Source organism: Comamonas sp. (genome assembly GCF_036643215.1).
Taxonomy (GTDB): Bacteria; Pseudomonadota; Gammaproteobacteria; order Burkholderiales; family Burkholderiaceae_C; genus Comamonas.
The window spans coordinates 84,274-100,871 of sequence record NZ_JAVXSJ010000009.1 but is presented as its reverse complement, the minus strand read 5'-3'; the positions used below and the strand labels follow the sequence as shown (position 1 = coordinate 100,871).

The window sequence follows — 16,598 nt, the reverse complement described above, 5'->3', positions numbered from 1 at the left end:
GTTCTCCGGCGGTCATGGGTTAACGGCCAACGGCCTGAATCACGCTGTCAAAAATTCCTTGAGCTACCTGCAGCATCTTGGCCGAGGCCTGATAGGCCTGCTGAAACTGCAGCAGCTTGGCGGCCTCTTCATCGAGATTGACGCCCGATACCGCTGTTCGGTCACCTTCCAAATTCTTGGCAATGGTTTCCGACAACTTGGCGGCATAAGCCGCGCTTTGTGTGCGCGTACCAATCTGCGCCATGGTGGTCGAAAAGCCATCGCTGAGCGTAGTGGCGCCATCAAAAATCACGGCATCGCGCAAGGACAGGAAGGAGCTGGCGTTGCCGGTGTCCGAGCTGTAGAAGGTATTGGGCGCAAAACTCACGCTGTCGCTGCTGGAGCCGTCGATAGCCGGTGTTCCGCTAAGCGTGACCTTGAGACCCGGTGCCAGCGCAATCGCCTGACCCGACACATAAGTGCCAGTGGCTGCAACACCTGTCGGCGCTGGACTGATGGTGTAAGTCACCGAGCCATTGGCACCAGCAGAGAAAGACAGGGTCGTGCCTGCCGGCAGAGCGCCTGAAAAGCCTTTTTCCACCGTCAGGCTGGACATGCGCAAAGCGGCATCCCCCAGCGAATTGATCTTGGCCGACACGGGGTTGGCCGCGGCCAGATCATTGCCGGAGTGCACCAGCGACTGAATATCATGTGCAGCCGTTGCCATGGGGCTGAACAGCACAGACTGGCCAGCCTGACCTTCATTTTTGAGATCAAACTGCAAGCCATCAACAGTCACGTTGTCGCGCAGGTCTGCCAGGTTATTGAACGGGGTGGCCTTGCCATCCGACAGGCGTACAACCTGCCCTTTGGGTGCATCGGCACCAAACACGATCTTGTAATCAGACGCCTTGAGCTGGCTAGCGTCCTTGACCGTGACCGTGGGCGTATTGGGTTGTGCCCACTGAGCGCCCGTGGTGGCACCCGTCGTCGTCATGGGAATATTGAACAGCGCCCCGCCCACCTTTCCAGACAAGGTCAAACCCAGCTGATTTTGCGTATTGAGCGTATCGCCAATGGCAATCGCCATGCGGCCCAGCAGGTTGCGGCCCTCGGCCAGGTCGTTGTTCTGGAACTGCAGCAGACCCGCAATCTCACCACCGCCAGCCATGGCGGGCGTCAGCTCTACTGGCTGGCCGCCCTGCTGCTGAAAGTACAGGCTCATCTTGCCGCTGCCAGGGTACTGGGTCGACTCCTGCATGCTGAGCTTGGCGGCATCCAGCCCCAGCACCAGCGGCTGGCTACCGCCCACAAACAGGCTGATAGAGCCATCACCCGCATCGACCTGCGAGGTCTGCACATATTTGTTGATATCGCGCACCAACTGGTCACGCTGATCCAGTAAATCGTTGGGCGTGTGGCCCGTAGCCATGGAACGACTGATCTGCCCGTTAAGTGCCGCCACCTGCTCGGACAGGCTGTTGACCACATTCACGTCATTGCTCATCTGCTGGCGCGTGCTGTAGTCCATCTCATCGAGCTGGGCCGATGCAGAACGAAAACGTGCGGCCAGCTCGTTCATGCGTGTCAGCACGACCTGACGGGCCGATGAATCGGTGGGTGCGCTACTCACATCGGAGAACGCATTCATCATGTCGTTTATCGCTGCGCCCAGACCATTGCTGCCGCCCGAGAACACTTCCTGCAACTGGTTAAGCGACTGCGAGCGAGCCGCATCGGCAGCGCCAGCCGCCTTGGCTGCCGTGGCCTGACGATTCAGCAGCTCACTGAAGTTGCGCATGACGGTGGCTACATCGGCACCATTGCCGATATAGCCATTGCCCATGTTTTGCCCGACCGATGTCTGAAACGCCACCGTCTGGCGCGAGTAGCCTGCGGTATTGACGTTAGCAATGTTGTGCCCTGCCGTCTGCAGGGCGAGCTGGTTGGCCATCAGGGCGCGTGCGCCCACATTCAAAAGACTCATGACTGGTTCTCTGTGATCTTGTTGATCTGGGCTGCGCGATTGCCGCCAATACCGGCGCTGATACCATCAGTAGCGCGGCTGGCGACCTGGGCAGCGCTGTTCACGTTGCTATTAGCTGCAGCGACATTGACCTGCTGCACGCTCTGAATGGCGCGGCCGAGCTTTTGTGCGTAAGCCGGGTCGGTGGCGTAGCCGGCTTTTTGCAGCTCGCTGGCGTAGGCCTGTGCAGAGCCCGTCTGGGCCATGGCTTTTTCATAGCGCGGGCTGCTGCCGATCAGGCGTGCATAGTCGCGGAACGACTCTTCAAACGAGTCATAGGCGCGAAACTTTGCCGTGATTTTTTTGGGTGCGCCGTTGATGTATTCCGTGGTGGTGACTTCGGCCACCTTGCCCTTCCAGCTACCCCCGGCCTTGATGCCGAACAGGTTGAAGGAGTTGCTGCCGTCCTTGTTGCGGATTTCGCTCTTGCCCCAGCCGGTTTCATGTCCGGCCTGACCAATCATGTAATGGGCAGGAATGCCGCTTTCACTGGCAATGCGCTGCGCGGCGCTGTTATGCGCCGTCACAAAGTTATCACGTCCCTTGGGCGCTGGTGCATAAGCATTCACAGACTGCGCGGCCTGCGTGCGGCTACCACTCAACGCCCCGTTGTTACCCACATTGCGCCAGGCACTGCGACTCATGCTCAGGGTAGAGGGGACCGCGATTTCCGCATCATCCGCCGCCTCTACACCCATGGTGCGCGCCAGCTGTTTGCTGATCGCGTCCGTCAGCCCACCGGGCTGACCGGCCATGGCCACGGAGAGCTGCTGATCGAGCAGGTCCGTGCTGAGATTGCCCTGCGCGCTGTCGAGCAGGCCGGACTTCATGGTCGCCTCGCGCATGCTCTTGATCATCTCGCGCATGAACAGCGATTCAAGCTGCTTGGCCGTCTCGCGCACCGCCTGCGGGTTGTTCTCGCCTGCTGCAGTTTTCAGAGCATTGAGCGATCGTGCATCAACGGCGAGCGCATTATTCGCCGCCAAAGATGAGGCTTGAGATAAAGACGTGCTCATATCACCTCCAGCTCAGCATCCATGGCACCTGCGGCCTTGATGGCCTGCAAGATTGCCAGCAAATCCTGGGGCGTAGCGCCCAGAGAATTCAGCGCCCGCACCACATCCGTCAACTGGGGCGAGTTAGTCATGTTGATAACCTTGCCCGGCTCTTGCTTGACCTGAATATCAGACTTCTGCGCCACCACGGTCTGCCCTTGCGAGAACGGTGCAGGCTGGCTGATAACCGGCGTGGTGCTGATGGTGATGGACAGATTTCCGTGTGCGATGGCGCAGGGGCCCAGCGTCACTGCCTGATTGAGCACGATGGAGCCGGTGCGCGCATTGATGACGACCTTGGCTGCGGGCTTCGATACCTCGATGGGCATTTCCTGAATTTCGGCAATCATGCGCACGCGCGAGCCGGGGTCTGCCGGTGCATTGACCTGCACCGTGCGTCCATCCAGCGCCGTAGCCGTGCCCGATCCCATGCGCTGATTAATGGCGCGAACCACCTTGTCAGCCGTCTGGAAATCCGTTTGATTGAGCCCCAGCGTGATGCTGTTGCCTTCATTGATGGGGCTGGGTACCGAACGCTCAACCTGCGCGCCCTTCGGCACGCGGCCCGCACTCAGGTGATTGACCTGAACCTTGGAGCCTCCGGCTGCAGCGCCTGCGCCGCCGACCACCACATTGCCCTGTGCCAGCGCGTAAATCTCACCATCCGCACCCCGCAGTGGCGTGGCAACCAAGGTGCCGCCCTTGAGCGACTTGGCATTGCCCATGGATGAAACATTGATGTCAATGGACTGGCCCGGCTGGGCAAAGGCAGGCAGCTCGCCGGTGATGATGACCGCAGCAACGTTCTTCAGCTGCAGCTGGGCCGCGTTGCCGGAAGCAGGCAGCGAGATGCCCATTTGTTCGAGATAGTTAGCCAGCGCCTGCTTGGTATAGGGCATTTGCGTGGTCTGGTCGCCCGTGCCATCAAGGCCAACGACCAAGCCATAGCCCGTCAACTGGTTGCTGCGCACCCCCTGGATGGCTGCAACCTCTTTGATGCGTGTGGCATGTGCAGGCAGGGTGAGCCCGCAAGCGCCAAGGACGGCAACCACCATCAGGGTAATGCGTGCCGAGCGCAGTGACAGGAGCGTGGACAGTACTTTCATACTGCCCATTCTCGGAAGAATCAGAACGGCATAACGTTCAAAAAGAACCGTGACAACCAGCCAATTGACTGGGCTTCACCTGCCTGACCACGACTGCGCGACTCGACCCGCAGATTGGCTACCTGGGTCGATGCCACGGTGCTGCCCGGACGCAGCGAACGCGGGTCCACCGTGCCCGTGAAACGCAGCACATCAACGTTATGGTTCACGCCGATCTGCTTCTCGCCGGCAATCACCAGATGACCGTTGGGCAGCACATCGATCACAGTGGTAGCGATGGAGCCTGTGAAGGTGTTGTTGCTGCTGGTACCGCCTGAGCCCTTGAAGTCATTTTTACTCGTCGCCCCCACTTCCAAAGCCTTTGCAATCTCCCTCTCAACTCCACCGCTTAACAGCGGAAGAGCACTGATGCCCGTCTTCAGTTCATTAGAGCGCCCCACCTTGGAGTCCGTACTTTGGCTCGCGGAAACACGCTCAACAATATTCACCGTGACCGAATCGCCCACCATGCGCGCACGCTGGTCTTCAAACATGGGGCGATAGCGTGAGGAATTGAACAAGCTGCCTGTAGCAGCAGCCTGCGCCACCTGCTCACGCGGCTGCAGCACGGGCGGCGTGGTGGCCACAGACATATCCACCGACGGGGGCGCGTTGGGCGAAAGCGCACAGCCAGAAGCCAGCAACGCCATTGCGATGGCGCTTGCGGTAGAGAAATTAAAAACAGTGGCTTTTAACATGGCAGCAAGTCCTTGGCAGTCAGGTGCTTGGCCCTTGTGCCCTTGGCGTGCGCACAGCACGCTATTGAATACAGAGCTTGCAGCGCTTTTTCAATAACGAATTCAATGGCAATTGCATATGAAAACACCATCAATCAAGCGCAAGCAGCTCCTTAATGCATAGTGATCAATCAGAGCTGTGCCAGCTTGGCCAGCATCTGGTCGGAAGTCTGAATGGCCTTGGAATTCATCTCGTACGCGCGCTGGGTCTGGATCATATTGACCAGTTCCGACACGACATTCACGTTGGAGTTCTCCAGAAACCCTTGTTTGATTTCGCCAAATGCACCGCCAGTTGATACATCTCCAGTTTGAGGAGCACCAGAAGCGGGCGATTCGCGGAACAAATTATTTCCAACAGGCTGCAGGCCTGCTGGATTGATGAAAGCTGCGAGATCCAATTTTCCATTCCCAACAGGAGTGTTCGCTTTGTCTAAGAAAATGACTACTCCTTCTCGTCCCACTGTGGCAGAAACTGCACCTGGTGCCTTGGTAATCCCGCCCACAAGCGGGTACCCGGTTGATGAAATAAGCTGTCCAGTTCCATCAATAGAGAACGATCCATCTCTTGTGTATGCAGTATTTCCATCTGGCATTTGAATTTGGAAAAATCCATCGCCATCAATCGCAAGGTCAAACGTATTTGTTGTGCTTTGCAAAGTTCCTTGACGAAACTCTCGCGAAATAGCGCCAGCATTCACACCCAAGCCGAGATGCATTCCTGTTGGCAATTGCGTTGACTCTGAGCTTTGGCCACCAACCTGCCTCAAATTTTGATAAATCAAATCCTGGAATTCAGCCCTGTTACGCTTGAATCCAGTCGTTGAAAGATTAGCAAGATTGTGCGAAACGACGTCTAGCTGAGTCTGCTGAGCAGTCATGCCGGTCTGTGCAATCCAAAGTGAATTCATCATGGCGATAGCCCTTTAATTAGCCGTTCAAGCTCAGCAGTTGGCTGGCGGATTTATCGTTAGTTTCTGCGGTTTGCAACAGTTTCATCTGCTGCTCAAACTGGCGCGAGGCAGCGATCATGCCGACCATGGTCGCAACCGAATTCACATTGGATCCCTCGACCGAGCCCGCCAGTAAACGTGCAGTTTCGTCATTAGGCAGAGCATCTCCCTGAGCCGCACGAAAGAAGCCGTCATCACCACGCACTAACGGTTCATCTTCAGGCGGTGTTACTAGTTTGATACGACCTATCGCTACTGGCGGGAAATTTCCACTCTTCGCAGACAAAGTGCCATCAGACGCCATTGCTATCGTGGACTCTGGCGGGATATCAATAGGCGCACCACCGTCGGACAACACAGCCTGACCATTGCTGTTGACCAGCTGTCCTTCAGGCGAAACCTCAAAGATGCCATTGCGGGTATAGGCCTCCTGCCCATCCATACCCTGCACCGCAAACCAGGCACGGCCCATGGCCATGGCATCCAGTGCGCGGCCGGTGCGCTGGGCAGGGCCGGGCGTGTCTTGATAGCCAGAAGTCGCTTCCAGCGCAAACACGCGTGTACCCGCACCACTGCCTTGAACAGGGACCGAGCGGAAGGTAGACATCTCGGCACGAAAACCATTGGTGCCCGCATTGGCCAGGTTGTGCGCCAGCACAGCCTGACGCTGCGCCGCCGCGTTGGCGCCGGTCATCGAGGTGTAAATGATGCGATCCATGCCTGATCTCCTTGTTCTGCTCGGTACTTAGTTCACGCCAGCGCTTGGCTTAGCGCAGATTCACCAGGGTGGAGAACACTTGGTCTTGCGTCTTGATCGTCTGCGCGTTGGCCTGATAGGAGCGCTGTGCCGTCATCATGTTGACCAGCTCTGCGGTCAGATCGACGTTGGACTCTTCCAGCGCGCCAGCCTGCAGCGAGCCAAAGGTGCCGGTCTGGGCCGAGCCATTGAGTGCAGGGCCAGAATCAGCGGTCTGCACCCATTTGTTATTGCCAATCGAGCCAAGGCCTTGTGTGTTGGTGAAGGCCGCCAGTGCAATTTGCCCTTCGGTGCGCGTCACGCCGTTGGAATAGGCTGCAACGATGGAGCCATCGCGCCCCACATTGATACCCGTCAGCGCGCCAGAGGTATAGCCATCCTGCTTGAGGCTGCTGACGGCAAACTTGGTGCCGAACTGGGTCAGGCCGCCAAAGTCCATTTCCACATTAAAGGCTGGCAGGCCGTTGGGATTGGCCGTGCCACCGTTAATACTCAGATTCAGCGAAGTACCGGTTCCAGGCGTTACGCCTGTGAGCTTTCCGCTGGCATCGAACGTCGCCTGACCGATGGGAGAGGCAGTCGCATCCAGTGAGTTGTAGATGTTCCAGGTATTGCCCGTGGCATCTTTTTCAAAGTACAGATTCACCGGGATAGCCGTTCCCTGTGTGTCATACACATTGAGCGAGGTGCCGTAAGTGGCACGCGGTGTGGCTGCAATAGGCGGCGTCGCGGTCGCATCACCAGCTGCCAGCGTGGCGCGTGAGTCCAGATTCAGCTCTACATTCACCTTGGATGTCTGCTTGGCAGGAATGGGCTGACCTGTAGGAAAGCTCAGAGGCACAGGTGTGGCGCCCGACTGGATCTTGCCCGTCGCCGGATCGACCATATAGCCCATGACGTTGTCGTTATCGACAGTCTTGAGGTTGCCCTCTTTGTCGAGACCGAAGTTGCCCGCGCGGGTGTATGCCGTGCTGCCATCCGCCTGCTTGACCACAAAGAAACCATTGCCGTTGATGGCGATATCGAGGCTGTTCCCGGTCGAAGTGATGGAGCCCTGACGGAACTGCTGGGACACAGCCGCCACATTCACGCCAATACCGCTGCTCTGGCCGCTGGCCGAGCCGATGGCGCTGGCCACCATTTCAGCAAAATCAGCACGCGAGGACTTGAAGCCCGTGGTGTTGGAGTTGGCAATGTTGTGACCAATAACGTCCAGATTCTTGCTCGCTGCATTCAAGCCCGAGAGGCCTTGTTGAAAACCCATGGTGTTCTCCTCTATCAGTAAACGGCCTTGACGCCGGAATAAGCCACGCTGTCGCCGTTGTCCAGCTCCAGCGACAAAGAGCCGTTGGATGCGCTGGTCGCAATCACGGCATGCGGCGCCAAGGTGGTGGACGCCACAGGTGTGGTGCCATTGGTGGCGACGACGTTGTAGCGCAGCTGCGATGCGTCGCCGCTGTACTTGTCTTTGCCGTCCCAGGTGAAGTAATTGCGACCTGCAGCACCCGCACCCAGGTCAATCGTGTCCACCAGCTCGCCCGTGGCAGTGGTGATCTGCACCTTGGCGCTGGCCGCAGGGCCTTCCAGATCAAAGGCCGCGGTATGTGTGCCATCAGCGGCTGTACCCAAGGTATTGCCCTCGGTCAGCACGGTGCGGCCAATCATCGAGGTGCCTTGCAGCGCCTGCATGGCCGTGAACTGACCGGACATGGACTGCATGGTCTGGTTCAGTTGCTGAATCCCGGTCACGGTGTTGATCTGCGCCATCTGCGAGGTCATCTGCGCGTTGTCCATGGGATTCATGGGGTCCTGATTGTTGAGCTGCGCCACCAGCAGCTTGAGAAATCGGTCCTGCGCCTCGTTGGGGTCGGTAACCGAGCTCTTGGTGTTGCCTGTGGTGGGGGCCGTGGTGGCGTCCACGCCGCTTGTGCCGTAGATCATGTGTGTGTTCCCGGGCTTACTGGCCCATTTGCAAAGTCTTGAGCAGCAGCGACTTGGCCGTGTTCATGACTTCCACGTTGTTCTGGTAGGAGCGCGAAGCCGAGATCATGTTGACCATCTCGTCCACAGCACTCACGTTGGAATGGGTGACATAACCCTCACCGTCGGCCAGCGGATGACTTGGGTCATGAATGCGGCGGCCAGGCGTGCTGTCTTCGCTGATGGCGTTAACTTTGACGCCAGCGCTGCCATCACCACCCATAGGCACGGTCTGAAACACCACTTGGCGTGCCTTGTAGACGCTGCCGTCGGGGCCGGCCACAGCATCGACGTTGGCCAGATTCGAGGCAACGACGTTCAGTCGCTGCGACTGGGCACTGACCGCACTGCCCGAGATATTGAAGATGGAGAACATCGACATGGTTTAGCTCCTGGGCTTACTGGCCTTGAATGGCACTGAGCATGGTCTTGGACTGACCGTTGATGAAGCGCAGCGTCGCTTCGTAGCGCACGGCGTTGTCCACAAAACTGGCACGCTCGCGGTCCAGATCCACGGTGTTGTTGTCCATGCTGGGCTGGGAATTGACCGAGTAACCCAGCTTGGCCTTGAGCGCCTCATCCGAGGTCTGAGCCTGCAAGGGGATATGCCCGGCAGCCGTGGTACTGGCCTGTGTCATCGCCTTGGGGCCGCTGGTGGCGGCCATCAAGGCTTCACGGAAATTGAAGTCGCGCGCCGCATAGCCGGGGGTGTCGGCATTGGCGATATTGCTGGCAATGGCTCGCTGGCGCTCGGCGCGCAGCAGCAGCGCCTCGCTCTGGAAGTCCAGTCGTTCAGTCATTTTGTTCAGCATTGCGGCCTCGCTTTCAGAAATTCAATGCGCCGGAGTCCACAGACTGCGGCATGCGAGGATTATGAAAATCACACCGCAAAACTAAAGCGTGAAGAAAGCTGTATTGCGCTTCTACTTCGGCCCATTGCCAAAGCGCACCTGCATCTATATTTGTGGCCAAGGTCTGCAGCTCTTGTCTCTGCAGATTGCTCCCAAGGATTGATTCATGCCTGCCCGCCTCGCCCAGCACCTCACACTTCGCCCCATGCAAGGCGTGGCTGCGGCATGGGGCCTGGGCGCTTTGCTGCTGGCCACAGGCGTGCAGGCGCAAGATGGCGTCGCCCAGCTCAGCCAGATCGGGCAGCGGTTTATTGACACTGCACTGCACCAGCCCGCCGCTGACCCGCCTCAAGCCAGCAACGGCAGCCCCTTGCGCATGGAAGTGCAGATGGGCCAGCTCGATTCACGCCTGCGTTTGGCTGCCTGTGCGCGGGTCGAGCCTTATCTGCCTGCGGGCAGCCGCCTCTGGGGTCGCACCCGGCTGGGCCTGCGCTGCGTGCAAGGCAGCGTGCCATGGAATGTGTTTCTGCCCATCACCGTGCGCGCCTATGGCCCGGCCTGGGTGGCACAGGGCAATATTCCCGCAGGCAAAACCTTGAGCGCTGAAGATGCGGCCCCCGCCGAAGTGGACTGGGCCGAAGACAGCGCCCCGGTTTTTGCCAATGCGCAGGACTTTATTGGCATGGTGGCAGTCCGCCAGTTGACATCCGGCCAGGCGCTGCGCCAGAACATGGTGCGCCCACCCACGCTGTTCAGCGCCGGCTCGCCCGTGCAAGTCATGGTCAACGGCGGTGGCTTCAGTGTTTCCTCTTCAGGCAAGGCCATGACCGCTGCCGGAGAAGGTCAGCAAGTTCGGGTTCGCATGGATAATGGCCGTCTTGTGACGGGTACGGTCAATGCCAATGGCGTGGTTTACGCTCAGTAAATTGAGAGCAATGACTCACATTCCTGAATCCATGTCAAAAATTCCTCAAGTTTCACGCGCCCTTGTCGAAAGCAAGGCTACAGCGCCCTACGCCGATACAGGGCGATTGGAGAACCAGCATGAAGATAGGTAACAAGCCGGAGCTGCCGCAAGCTGCCGCAGCCAAGCAGGCTCCCAAGTCTGCAACCACGGTGGCCGCCGAAGAATCGACCAAGGGTCTTCCCGAGCGCGCCGCCGGTGTGCCCGTGTCCTTCTCGTCCTCGGCCCGCGCCCTGGACAGCCAGAACCGCACCAACACCGACTTTGATGCCGATCGCGTCAAGGCCATGCGCGAAGCCATTTCAAATGGCAGCTTCCGCATCAACGCCGATGCGATTGCAGACAAGCTGCTGAGCAACGCCGAAGAATTTCTGGTTCACGCTCGCGCCTGAGCGATTGAACTGAGGCTGACACGATGACTTTGCAGGAAATGCTCGATTCGCTGGATGCGGTGGTTCAGACCGTATCGGCATCACTGCAATCTTCAGATGCCTCTGCGCTGGAGCAATCCAGCACCCGTCTGCGGGACGCCATGGTGGCCGTCTCCCAGCTCGTCAAACGTTTTGCCCCCGAAGACTGGACGCCCGCGATGCTTGATCGCGCCCAGCATCTGAACGCTGAAATTACGCTCATGCGCGATCAGCTGGCCCGCCTGACCGTGCTCAACCAGCGCCGTGCACAAGCTCTGGTTCCTACCGCAGACGACAGCACTTATGAAAGCAGCCTGCGCGGAGCCTCGCAAACCGGCCGTGCACGCATTTATCACGCCACCAGCTAAAGTGACGCGGTGCTTTTGCATCAATATTCATAGCTGCTTGCGCTTGATGGGCAAGCGATAACACTCAAAAAGTGCCTGTTTCATTACCGCTCAGCCAGCGGCCCCCTGCAGCCTTTTCACCACCCGCTCAAACACCCGCCAGAAAGTCGCATCCTGCGTGGTCGCAAAATTGATGCGCATGCAGGTGCTGGAGCCACGGCTGGCATGGAACATGGCGCCCGGCGCAATCATGTAACCCTCATCCAGCAGGTGCTGGGTCATCACTTCGGTATCGACACCGGTATCGACCCAGCCAAACATGCCAGCGGGCTCCGCCACAAAGCGGCAACCGGCTGCTTGGGCCAGCGCAACGCTTCGGGTGCGGGCCTTGGCCAGATGCTGGCGCAGCCGCTCGGCATGGCGGCGCAACTGGCCTTGCTCCATGCACAGGGCCAGAGCTTGCTCCATGGGGGTAGGAGTCGACAAGGTGGAGAGCAGCTTGGTATCCAGCAATCTCTCCACCAGATCAGGCGGCGCAGCCAGATAGCCAAGACGCCAGTTGGGCACCAGTACTTTGGCAAAGCCGCTGATATAGATGCTGCGTTGCAGGCGGTCCAGCACCGTCACGCGCGGGGCATGGTCAGGGGCGATGTGGCAGTAGCTATCGTCTTCCACCACATAAAAACCATAGCGCTGGGCCATCTGCAGCACCTCGTGGGCGCTGGCGGCGCTCAGGCTGTAGCCCGTGGGGTTGTGCAGCACGCTGACGCTGACATAGAGCTTGGGTGCCATGGTTTCGCAATAGCGCTGCATCACCGCCATATCCGGCCCCTCCGGCCCGCGCGGCACGGGCAGCACACGCATGCCCATGGCAGCCAGCCGCGCATATTCCACGGCCCAGCCGGGCTCTTCCACCATCACCGGGTCGCCCGGCTGAAGCAGGGCGCGGCTGACAATGTCGAGCGCCTGCGTGGCGCCCATGGTGGTAATAATCTGGCTGGGTGCAGCCGCAATGCCTATGCGCTGCATGCGCCGTGCCAAGGCTTCACGCAGGCTGCTGTCGCCCATGGGGTCGCCGTAGCGCACCAGCGATTCGCGCAGCGCCGGCCCGCTGGTGACCTTGCGCATGGCTGCCACCAGAAAGCCTGCATCCAGCCATTCAGCCGGCAGCACACCTGCGCCGGGCTGGGGTTTGCCGGCCACGCTTTCCACAAACATGCCGCGTATCAGCATGGTGGCATTGATGCGAGTGCCGGAGGCAATGCCGACCGGGGTGTCTAGCGCTCTGCCATTGATAGCTGCCAGCGCTTGCCTCTCCTGGGTTTGAAGCGGATTTTGCGCAAAGTCTCGAACAAAGAAACCGCGCTGCGGCCTGGCCTCTACCAAGCCCTGCGCCTGCAGCAAGTCATAGGCGGCCACCACGGTATAGGGGCTCACATTCTGCTGGCGTGCACATTCACGCACCGAGGGCAGACGTGCGCCCGCAGGCAGCAACCGCGCGCGTATGCGATCGGCCAGGCGCTCGGCCAGTTGCTGGGTCAGGGTCAGCGCTGCTTGGCGCGACAAGGAAATGGACATGGTTTTAAGGCGGCAGACTGTATTGATGCGAACACCAATACAGAAGCAATAATTGTGGGACTGTCTGTACTGGAACTGTAATGGTCTCAGGCGTATATTGATTTCATCAATTTTGCTTGGCCGCCCTCTACACAGGGCTATGGCCACCCCGTCGCAATGCCCGCCTGGCCCCACAGGCCAGCGTGGCGCGACACAAAAAACCACCTGCTGGTGCTCAGCGGCTGCGCTACCCGCGCCCCCGCTGTGGCGCAAAAAGCCCCAAGCTCCGCCCAGCACATGCCCACTACGGCGTGAGACCGCACACTGGCCAGCTCCCCAAGGGCTGGCAACGTAGAGATCAAGATATGACCAACTGGACGCTGGCAGAACGTGCTGCCAAGATGAATTCCTCCGCCATCCGCGAAATCCTGAAGCTGACCGATCGCCCCGGCATCATCAGCATGGCAGGCGGACTGCCCTCCCCCAAAGCTTTCCCTCTGGATGCATTCACCGAAGCCTGCCAGACGGTGATGCAGCGCGACGGTGCTGCCGCCCTGCAATATTCGACCACCGAAGGTTTTGCCCCCCTGCGTCAGGCCATTGCCGACTTCCTGCCCTGGAATGTGGACCCCGAGCAAGTGCTGATCACCACCGGCAGCCAGCAGGCGCTGGACCTGATCGGCAAGATCTTCTTCGACAAAGGCAGCCGCGTGCTGGTAGAAAAGCCCACGTACCTGGGCGCTCTGCAAGCCTTCACCCCCATGGAGCCTGTGGCCGTGGGCGTGGACAGCGATGACGAAGGCATGCGGATTGCCGATTTCGAAAAGCAAGTGGGCAGCGGCGCAGACAAGGCCCGTCTGGCCTATGTGCTGCCCAACTTCCAGAACCCCACGGGCCGCACCATGAGCGACGCGCGCCGTCAGGCGCTGGTGGAAAAGGCCAAGGAGCTGAATATCCCCCTGGTCGAGGACAACCCCTACGGCGACCTCTGGTACGAAGAAGAACCCCCTTTGCCCCTGGCTGCACGCAATCCCGAGGGCGTGATTTACATGGGTTCGTTCTCCAAGGTGCTGGCTCCCGGCCTGCGCATCGGCTTCATCGTCGCGCCCAAGTCCGTCTACGGCAAGCTCACGCAAGCCAAGCAAGCCGCTGACCTGCACACCCCCAGCTTCAACCAGCGCGTGGTGGCCGAAGTCATCAAAGACGGCTTCCTCGACCGCCATGTGCCCACCATCCGTGCCATGTACAAGGTGCAGCGTGACGTAATGCTGATGGCGCTGGAACGCGAGATGGCCGGCCTGGGCGTGAAGTGGACACGCCCCGTGGGGGGCATGTTTCTGTGGCTGACCCTGCCCAAGAACATGGACGCGCAGGTGCTGCTGGCCAATGCCGTGGAACGCCACATGGCCTTTGTGCCGGGAGCCCCTTTCTACGCGAATGATGCACAGACCAATACGCTGCGCCTGTCCTATGTGACCGTGTCGCCCGAGCAGATCAACCAAGGTATTGCAGCCCTGGCTGAAGCGATCAAGGCTTATGCATAAAATCCCCTGAGGCGCTACGCGCCTTCCCCCTATATCTTTGGGAGGGGACGGCGACTCTTGCTTGCTGTCTCTGATACCCCGTGGCATGCGCAATGCCTCATCAACCGGCCCTGCGCCGGTTTTTCTTTTTGCTGACAATCCCTGTCCATGTCTGCCCCAGCCCTTATTGCACCTTCTTCGCGTCCCTATATGACTGTGGACGTATTCACGCAAACCGCGCTGCTCGGCAATCCCGTGGCCGTGGTGCTGAATGCGGACGGACTGAGCGATGCACAGATGCAGGCTTTTGCCTGCTGGACCAATCTGTCCGAAACCACATTTGTGCTGCACCCCAGCGCCGAAGGCCAAGCTGCTGGTGCGGACTATCTGCTGCGCATCTTCACGCCGGCGGGCGAGCTGGCGTTTGCCGGCCACCCCACGCTAGGCAGCTGCCACTCATGGCTGGCCCAGGGCGGCCAGCCTCGCAACTCTGAGCAGGTGCTGCAGGAATGCAAAAAAGGGCTTGTACCCATTACTGCAAGCGCGCAAGGCGCTCTGTTTTTTGAAGCGCCTTCGCTGGACTCGCAAGCGGTTTCCGAAGAAGAGCTGACACCTGTACTGCAAGCGCTGAGCCTGGAGCGCGAACAGCTGCTGATGGCACGCCGCCTCTATAACGGCTCGCCCTGGCTGGGCTTGCTGCTTGATCACCCGGACACCGTGCTGGGTGTGGAGCCAGACTTTGCGGCGCTCAAGAAACTGAATGCCAAGGCGGGTCTGGCCGCGTTCTACGAAGCCGAAGAAGATGTCCCGCTGATTGGCCGCTCCAGCCGCGAAGCCCGCGCTTTTGCCAAGCAAGCCGAAGAAGCAGCGCAAGGCAAGCCTTCAGCCATATCGCCCAGCATGGAAGTGCGCGCCCTGATTGGCGAAACCACCAGCGAAGACCCGGTGACCGGCAGCCTGAACGCAGCGCTGGCCCAGTGGCTCACGGGTGAGGGCCTGCTGCAAACACCCTATATCGCCGCCCAGGGCGTGTGCGTAGGTCGTGACGGCCAAGTCCATGTGCAGACCGGCAGCAATAGCAAGCTCTGGGTGGGTGGCCACACGGTCACCGTCGTCAGCGGCGCGGTATTGCTCTGAAGTCAGCGCCCCCTCAAAGCAAAAGCCAGGCACCCTTTCGGATGTCTGGCTTTTTTGGAGTCGCGGACTAATTAAGCGTCCAGACGCACCAGCCAGCCGTGGCGGTCAGCGGCGCGGCCGTATTGGATGTCGGTCAGTTCCTTGCGCAGCGCCAGAGTGATCTCGCCAGCAGGCGCATTGAGGTCGCCCACGGAGAAATCCTTGCCCTTGAGCTGGCCGATGGGGGTGATGACGGCAGCCGTGCCGCAGGCAAACACTTCGGTGATGTCGCCGTTGGCCACGCCTTGCTTCCATTCATCAGCCGAGACCTTGCGCTCTTCCACCACCATGCCGCGGTCGCGCGCCAGTTGCAAGATGGAGTCGCGGGTGATGCCTTCCAGAATGCTGCCCGACAGCGCAGGGGTCACCAGCTTGTTCTCTTTGCCGTAGACCAGGAACACGTTCATGCCGCCCAGCTCTTCCAGATACTTGCCTTCGGCAGGGTCCAGGAACAGCACCTGCGAGCAGCCGTTTTCATAGGCTTGCTCCTGGGGCAGCAAGGAGGCTGCATAGTTGCCGCCGCACTTGGCCGCGCCCGTGCCGCCCTTGGCCGCGCGGGCAAAGTCGGTCGACAGCCAGATCGCCACAGGGGCCACGCCCTTGGCGAAGTAAGGGCCTGCAGGGCTGGCGATGACGTAGTAGCTGGCCTTGTGCGCGCTGCGTACGCCCAGAAAGACTTCGTCGCCAATAATGAAGGGGCGCAGGTACAGGCTGGCTTCTTCACCGCCGGGCACCCAGTCCTTGTCCACCGCAATGATTTGCTTGAGCGATTCGACAAAGATATCTACAGGCAGCTCAGGCAGCGCCAGACGCTTGGCCGAACGCTGCATGCGCTGGGCATTGGCCGTGGGGCGGAAGGTCCAGATGGAGCCGTCGGCGTGGCGGTAAGCCTTGATGCCTTCAAAAATTTCCTGGCCGTAGTGCAGCACGGCAGCGGCGGGGTCCAGCGAGATGGGGCCATAGGGCATCACTTCGGCGTCATGCCAGCCGGCTTCCTTTTCCCAGCGCACCGCAACCATGTGGTCGGTAAAGTGCAGACCAAAACCTGGCTTCTCAAGAATCTTGTCGCGCGCTTCGGCGCTGCGTGGGTGGCTCGAAGCAGTCAGCTTGAACTTGGTGGCAGAGGTAGACACGGGAC

The 16,598-nt window shown here is 59.7% G+C and carries 17 protein-coding genes; 5 read left to right on the top strand and 12 right to left on the bottom strand.

Features of this window, described 5'->3' with window-relative positions:
- Positions 1–19 precede the first annotated feature (19 nt).
- The 10 genes from flgK to flgB all read right to left on the bottom strand — a co-directional run bounded on the left by flgK (position 20) and on the right by flgB (position 9,444).
- Positions 20–1,966: a flagellar hook-associated protein FlgK gene (flgK, locus tag RSF91_RS08555; RefSeq protein ID WP_332568020.1), complete on the bottom strand. Its 1,947-nt coding sequence runs from the start codon at positions 1,964–1,966 to the stop codon at positions 20–22.
- Complete coding sequence (gene flgJ / locus RSF91_RS08550; RefSeq protein WP_332568019.1) at positions 1,963–3,021, bottom strand: flagellar assembly peptidoglycan hydrolase FlgJ; 1,059 nt, start codon at positions 3,019–3,021, stop codon at positions 1,963–1,965. Before flgJ ends, flgK begins: the two co-directional genes overlap by 4 nt.
- Positions 3,018–4,166, bottom strand: coding sequence for a flagellar basal body P-ring protein FlgI (locus RSF91_RS08545; protein WP_332568018.1), 1,149 nt, complete (start codon positions 4,164–4,166; stop codon positions 3,018–3,020). The genes flgJ and RSF91_RS08545 overlap by 4 nt, the downstream gene beginning before the upstream one ends.
- A 20-nt stretch (positions 4,167–4,186) precedes the next feature.
- Entirely contained in the window at positions 4,187–4,903 is a 717-nt protein-coding gene (locus tag RSF91_RS08540) for a flagellar basal body L-ring protein FlgH (protein ID WP_332568017.1), read from the bottom strand.
- A gap of 170 nt (positions 4,904–5,073) precedes the next feature.
- Positions 5,074–5,856, bottom strand: a complete 783-nt coding sequence (gene flgG, locus RSF91_RS08535; RefSeq protein ID WP_332568016.1) for a flagellar basal-body rod protein FlgG — start codon at positions 5,854–5,856, stop codon at positions 5,074–5,076.
- A gap of 16 nt (positions 5,857–5,872) precedes the next feature.
- Positions 5,873–6,613: a flagellar basal body rod protein FlgF gene (locus RSF91_RS08530; protein ID WP_332568015.1), complete on the bottom strand. Its 741-nt coding sequence runs from the start codon at positions 6,611–6,613 to the stop codon at positions 5,873–5,875.
- 49 nt (positions 6,614–6,662) lie between these two features.
- Entirely contained in the window at positions 6,663–7,916 is a 1,254-nt protein-coding gene (gene flgE / locus RSF91_RS08525) for a flagellar hook protein FlgE (RefSeq protein ID WP_332568014.1), read from the bottom strand.
- 14 nt (positions 7,917–7,930) lie between these two features.
- Positions 7,931–8,593 (bottom strand): flagellar hook assembly protein FlgD, encoded by a 663-nt coding sequence (locus tag RSF91_RS08520; protein ID WP_332568013.1) that lies wholly within the window; start codon positions 8,591–8,593, stop codon positions 7,931–7,933.
- A gap of 16 nt (positions 8,594–8,609) precedes the next feature.
- Positions 8,610–9,014, bottom strand: coding sequence for a flagellar basal body rod protein FlgC (gene flgC / locus RSF91_RS08515; protein ID WP_169107812.1), 405 nt, complete (start codon positions 9,012–9,014; stop codon positions 8,610–8,612).
- 16 nt (positions 9,015–9,030) lie between these two features.
- Entirely contained in the window at positions 9,031–9,444 is a 414-nt protein-coding gene (gene flgB / locus RSF91_RS08510; protein ID WP_332568012.1) for a flagellar basal body rod protein FlgB, read from the bottom strand.
- 205 nt (positions 9,445–9,649) lie between these two features.
- Here flgB and flgA point away from each other — a divergent pair, with 205 nt between their 5' ends.
- From flgA to RSF91_RS08495, 3 genes are all read left to right on the top strand, one after another.
- A complete protein-coding gene (flgA, locus tag RSF91_RS08505) occupies positions 9,650–10,408 on the top strand; it encodes a flagellar basal body P-ring formation chaperone FlgA (RefSeq protein WP_442878827.1) in 759 nt (252 codons plus the stop codon).
- 119 nt (positions 10,409–10,527) lie between these two features.
- On the top strand, positions 10,528–10,839 hold the full coding sequence (gene flgM, locus RSF91_RS08500) for a flagellar biosynthesis anti-sigma factor FlgM (protein ID WP_332568011.1): 312 nt from the start codon (positions 10,528–10,530) through the stop codon (positions 10,837–10,839).
- 23 nt (positions 10,840–10,862) lie between these two features.
- A complete protein-coding gene (locus tag RSF91_RS08495) occupies positions 10,863–11,225 on the top strand; it encodes a hypothetical protein (RefSeq protein WP_332568010.1) in 363 nt (120 codons plus the stop codon).
- A gap of 90 nt (positions 11,226–11,315) precedes the next feature.
- On the opposite strand, the gene RSF91_RS08490 is transcribed toward RSF91_RS08495, so the two are convergent.
- Positions 11,316–12,782 (bottom strand): aminotransferase-like domain-containing protein, encoded by a 1,467-nt coding sequence (locus tag RSF91_RS08490; protein ID WP_332568009.1) that lies wholly within the window; start codon positions 12,780–12,782, stop codon positions 11,316–11,318.
- 344 nt (positions 12,783–13,126) lie between these two features.
- Here RSF91_RS08490 and RSF91_RS08485 point away from each other — a divergent pair, with 344 nt between their 5' ends.
- Both RSF91_RS08485 and RSF91_RS08480 read left to right on the top strand, forming a co-directional pair.
- Entirely contained in the window at positions 13,127–14,305 is a 1,179-nt protein-coding gene (locus tag RSF91_RS08485; RefSeq protein WP_332568008.1) for an aminotransferase-like domain-containing protein, read from the top strand.
- 147 nt (positions 14,306–14,452) lie between these two features.
- Positions 14,453–15,421, top strand: a complete 969-nt coding sequence (locus RSF91_RS08480; protein ID WP_332568007.1) for a PhzF family phenazine biosynthesis protein — start codon at positions 14,453–14,455, stop codon at positions 15,419–15,421.
- Between the two features lie 71 nt (positions 15,422–15,492).
- On the opposite strand, the gene RSF91_RS08475 is transcribed toward RSF91_RS08480, so the two are convergent.
- Positions 15,493–16,593, bottom strand: a complete 1,101-nt coding sequence (locus RSF91_RS08475) for a branched-chain amino acid aminotransferase (RefSeq protein ID WP_332568006.1) — start codon at positions 16,591–16,593, stop codon at positions 15,493–15,495.
- Between the last annotated feature and the right edge of the window lie 5 nt (positions 16,594–16,598).

Coding starts and splice junctions, on each gene's coding strand:
- flgK (WP_332568020.1), bottom strand. CDS start 1,966: ATGAGTCTTTTGAATGTGGGCGCACGCGCCCTGATGGCCAACCAGCTC.
- flgJ (WP_332568019.1), bottom strand. CDS start 3,021: ATGAGCACGTCTTTATCTCAAGCCTCATCTTTGGCGGCGAATAATGCG.
- RSF91_RS08545 (WP_332568018.1), bottom strand. CDS start 4,166: ATGAAAGTACTGTCCACGCTCCTGTCACTGCGCTCGGCACGCATTACC.
- RSF91_RS08540 (WP_332568017.1), bottom strand. CDS start 4,903: ATGTTAAAAGCCACTGTTTTTAATTTCTCTACCGCAAGCGCCATCGCA.
- flgG (WP_332568016.1), bottom strand. CDS start 5,856: ATGATGAATTCACTTTGGATTGCACAGACCGGCATGACTGCTCAGCAG.
- RSF91_RS08530 (WP_332568015.1), bottom strand. CDS start 6,613: ATGGATCGCATCATTTACACCTCGATGACCGGCGCCAACGCGGCGGCG.
- flgE (WP_332568014.1), bottom strand. CDS start 7,916: ATGGGTTTTCAACAAGGCCTCTCGGGCTTGAATGCAGCGAGCAAGAAT.
- RSF91_RS08520 (WP_332568013.1), bottom strand. CDS start 8,593: ATGATCTACGGCACAAGCGGCGTGGACGCCACCACGGCCCCCACCACA.
- flgC (WP_169107812.1), bottom strand. CDS start 9,014: ATGTCGATGTTCTCCATCTTCAATATCTCGGGCAGTGCGGTCAGTGCC.
- flgB (WP_332568012.1), bottom strand. CDS start 9,444: ATGCTGAACAAAATGACTGAACGACTGGACTTCCAGAGCGAGGCGCTG.
- flgA (WP_442878827.1), top strand. CDS start 9,650: ATGCCTGCCCGCCTCGCCCAGCACCTCACACTTCGCCCCATGCAAGGC.
- flgM (WP_332568011.1), top strand. CDS start 10,528: ATGAAGATAGGTAACAAGCCGGAGCTGCCGCAAGCTGCCGCAGCCAAG.
- RSF91_RS08495 (WP_332568010.1), top strand. CDS start 10,863: ATGACTTTGCAGGAAATGCTCGATTCGCTGGATGCGGTGGTTCAGACC.
- RSF91_RS08490 (WP_332568009.1), bottom strand. CDS start 12,782: ATGTCCATTTCCTTGTCGCGCCAAGCAGCGCTGACCCTGACCCAGCAA.
- RSF91_RS08485 (WP_332568008.1), top strand. CDS start 13,127: ATGACCAACTGGACGCTGGCAGAACGTGCTGCCAAGATGAATTCCTCC.
- RSF91_RS08480 (WP_332568007.1), top strand. CDS start 14,453: ATGTCTGCCCCAGCCCTTATTGCACCTTCTTCGCGTCCCTATATGACT.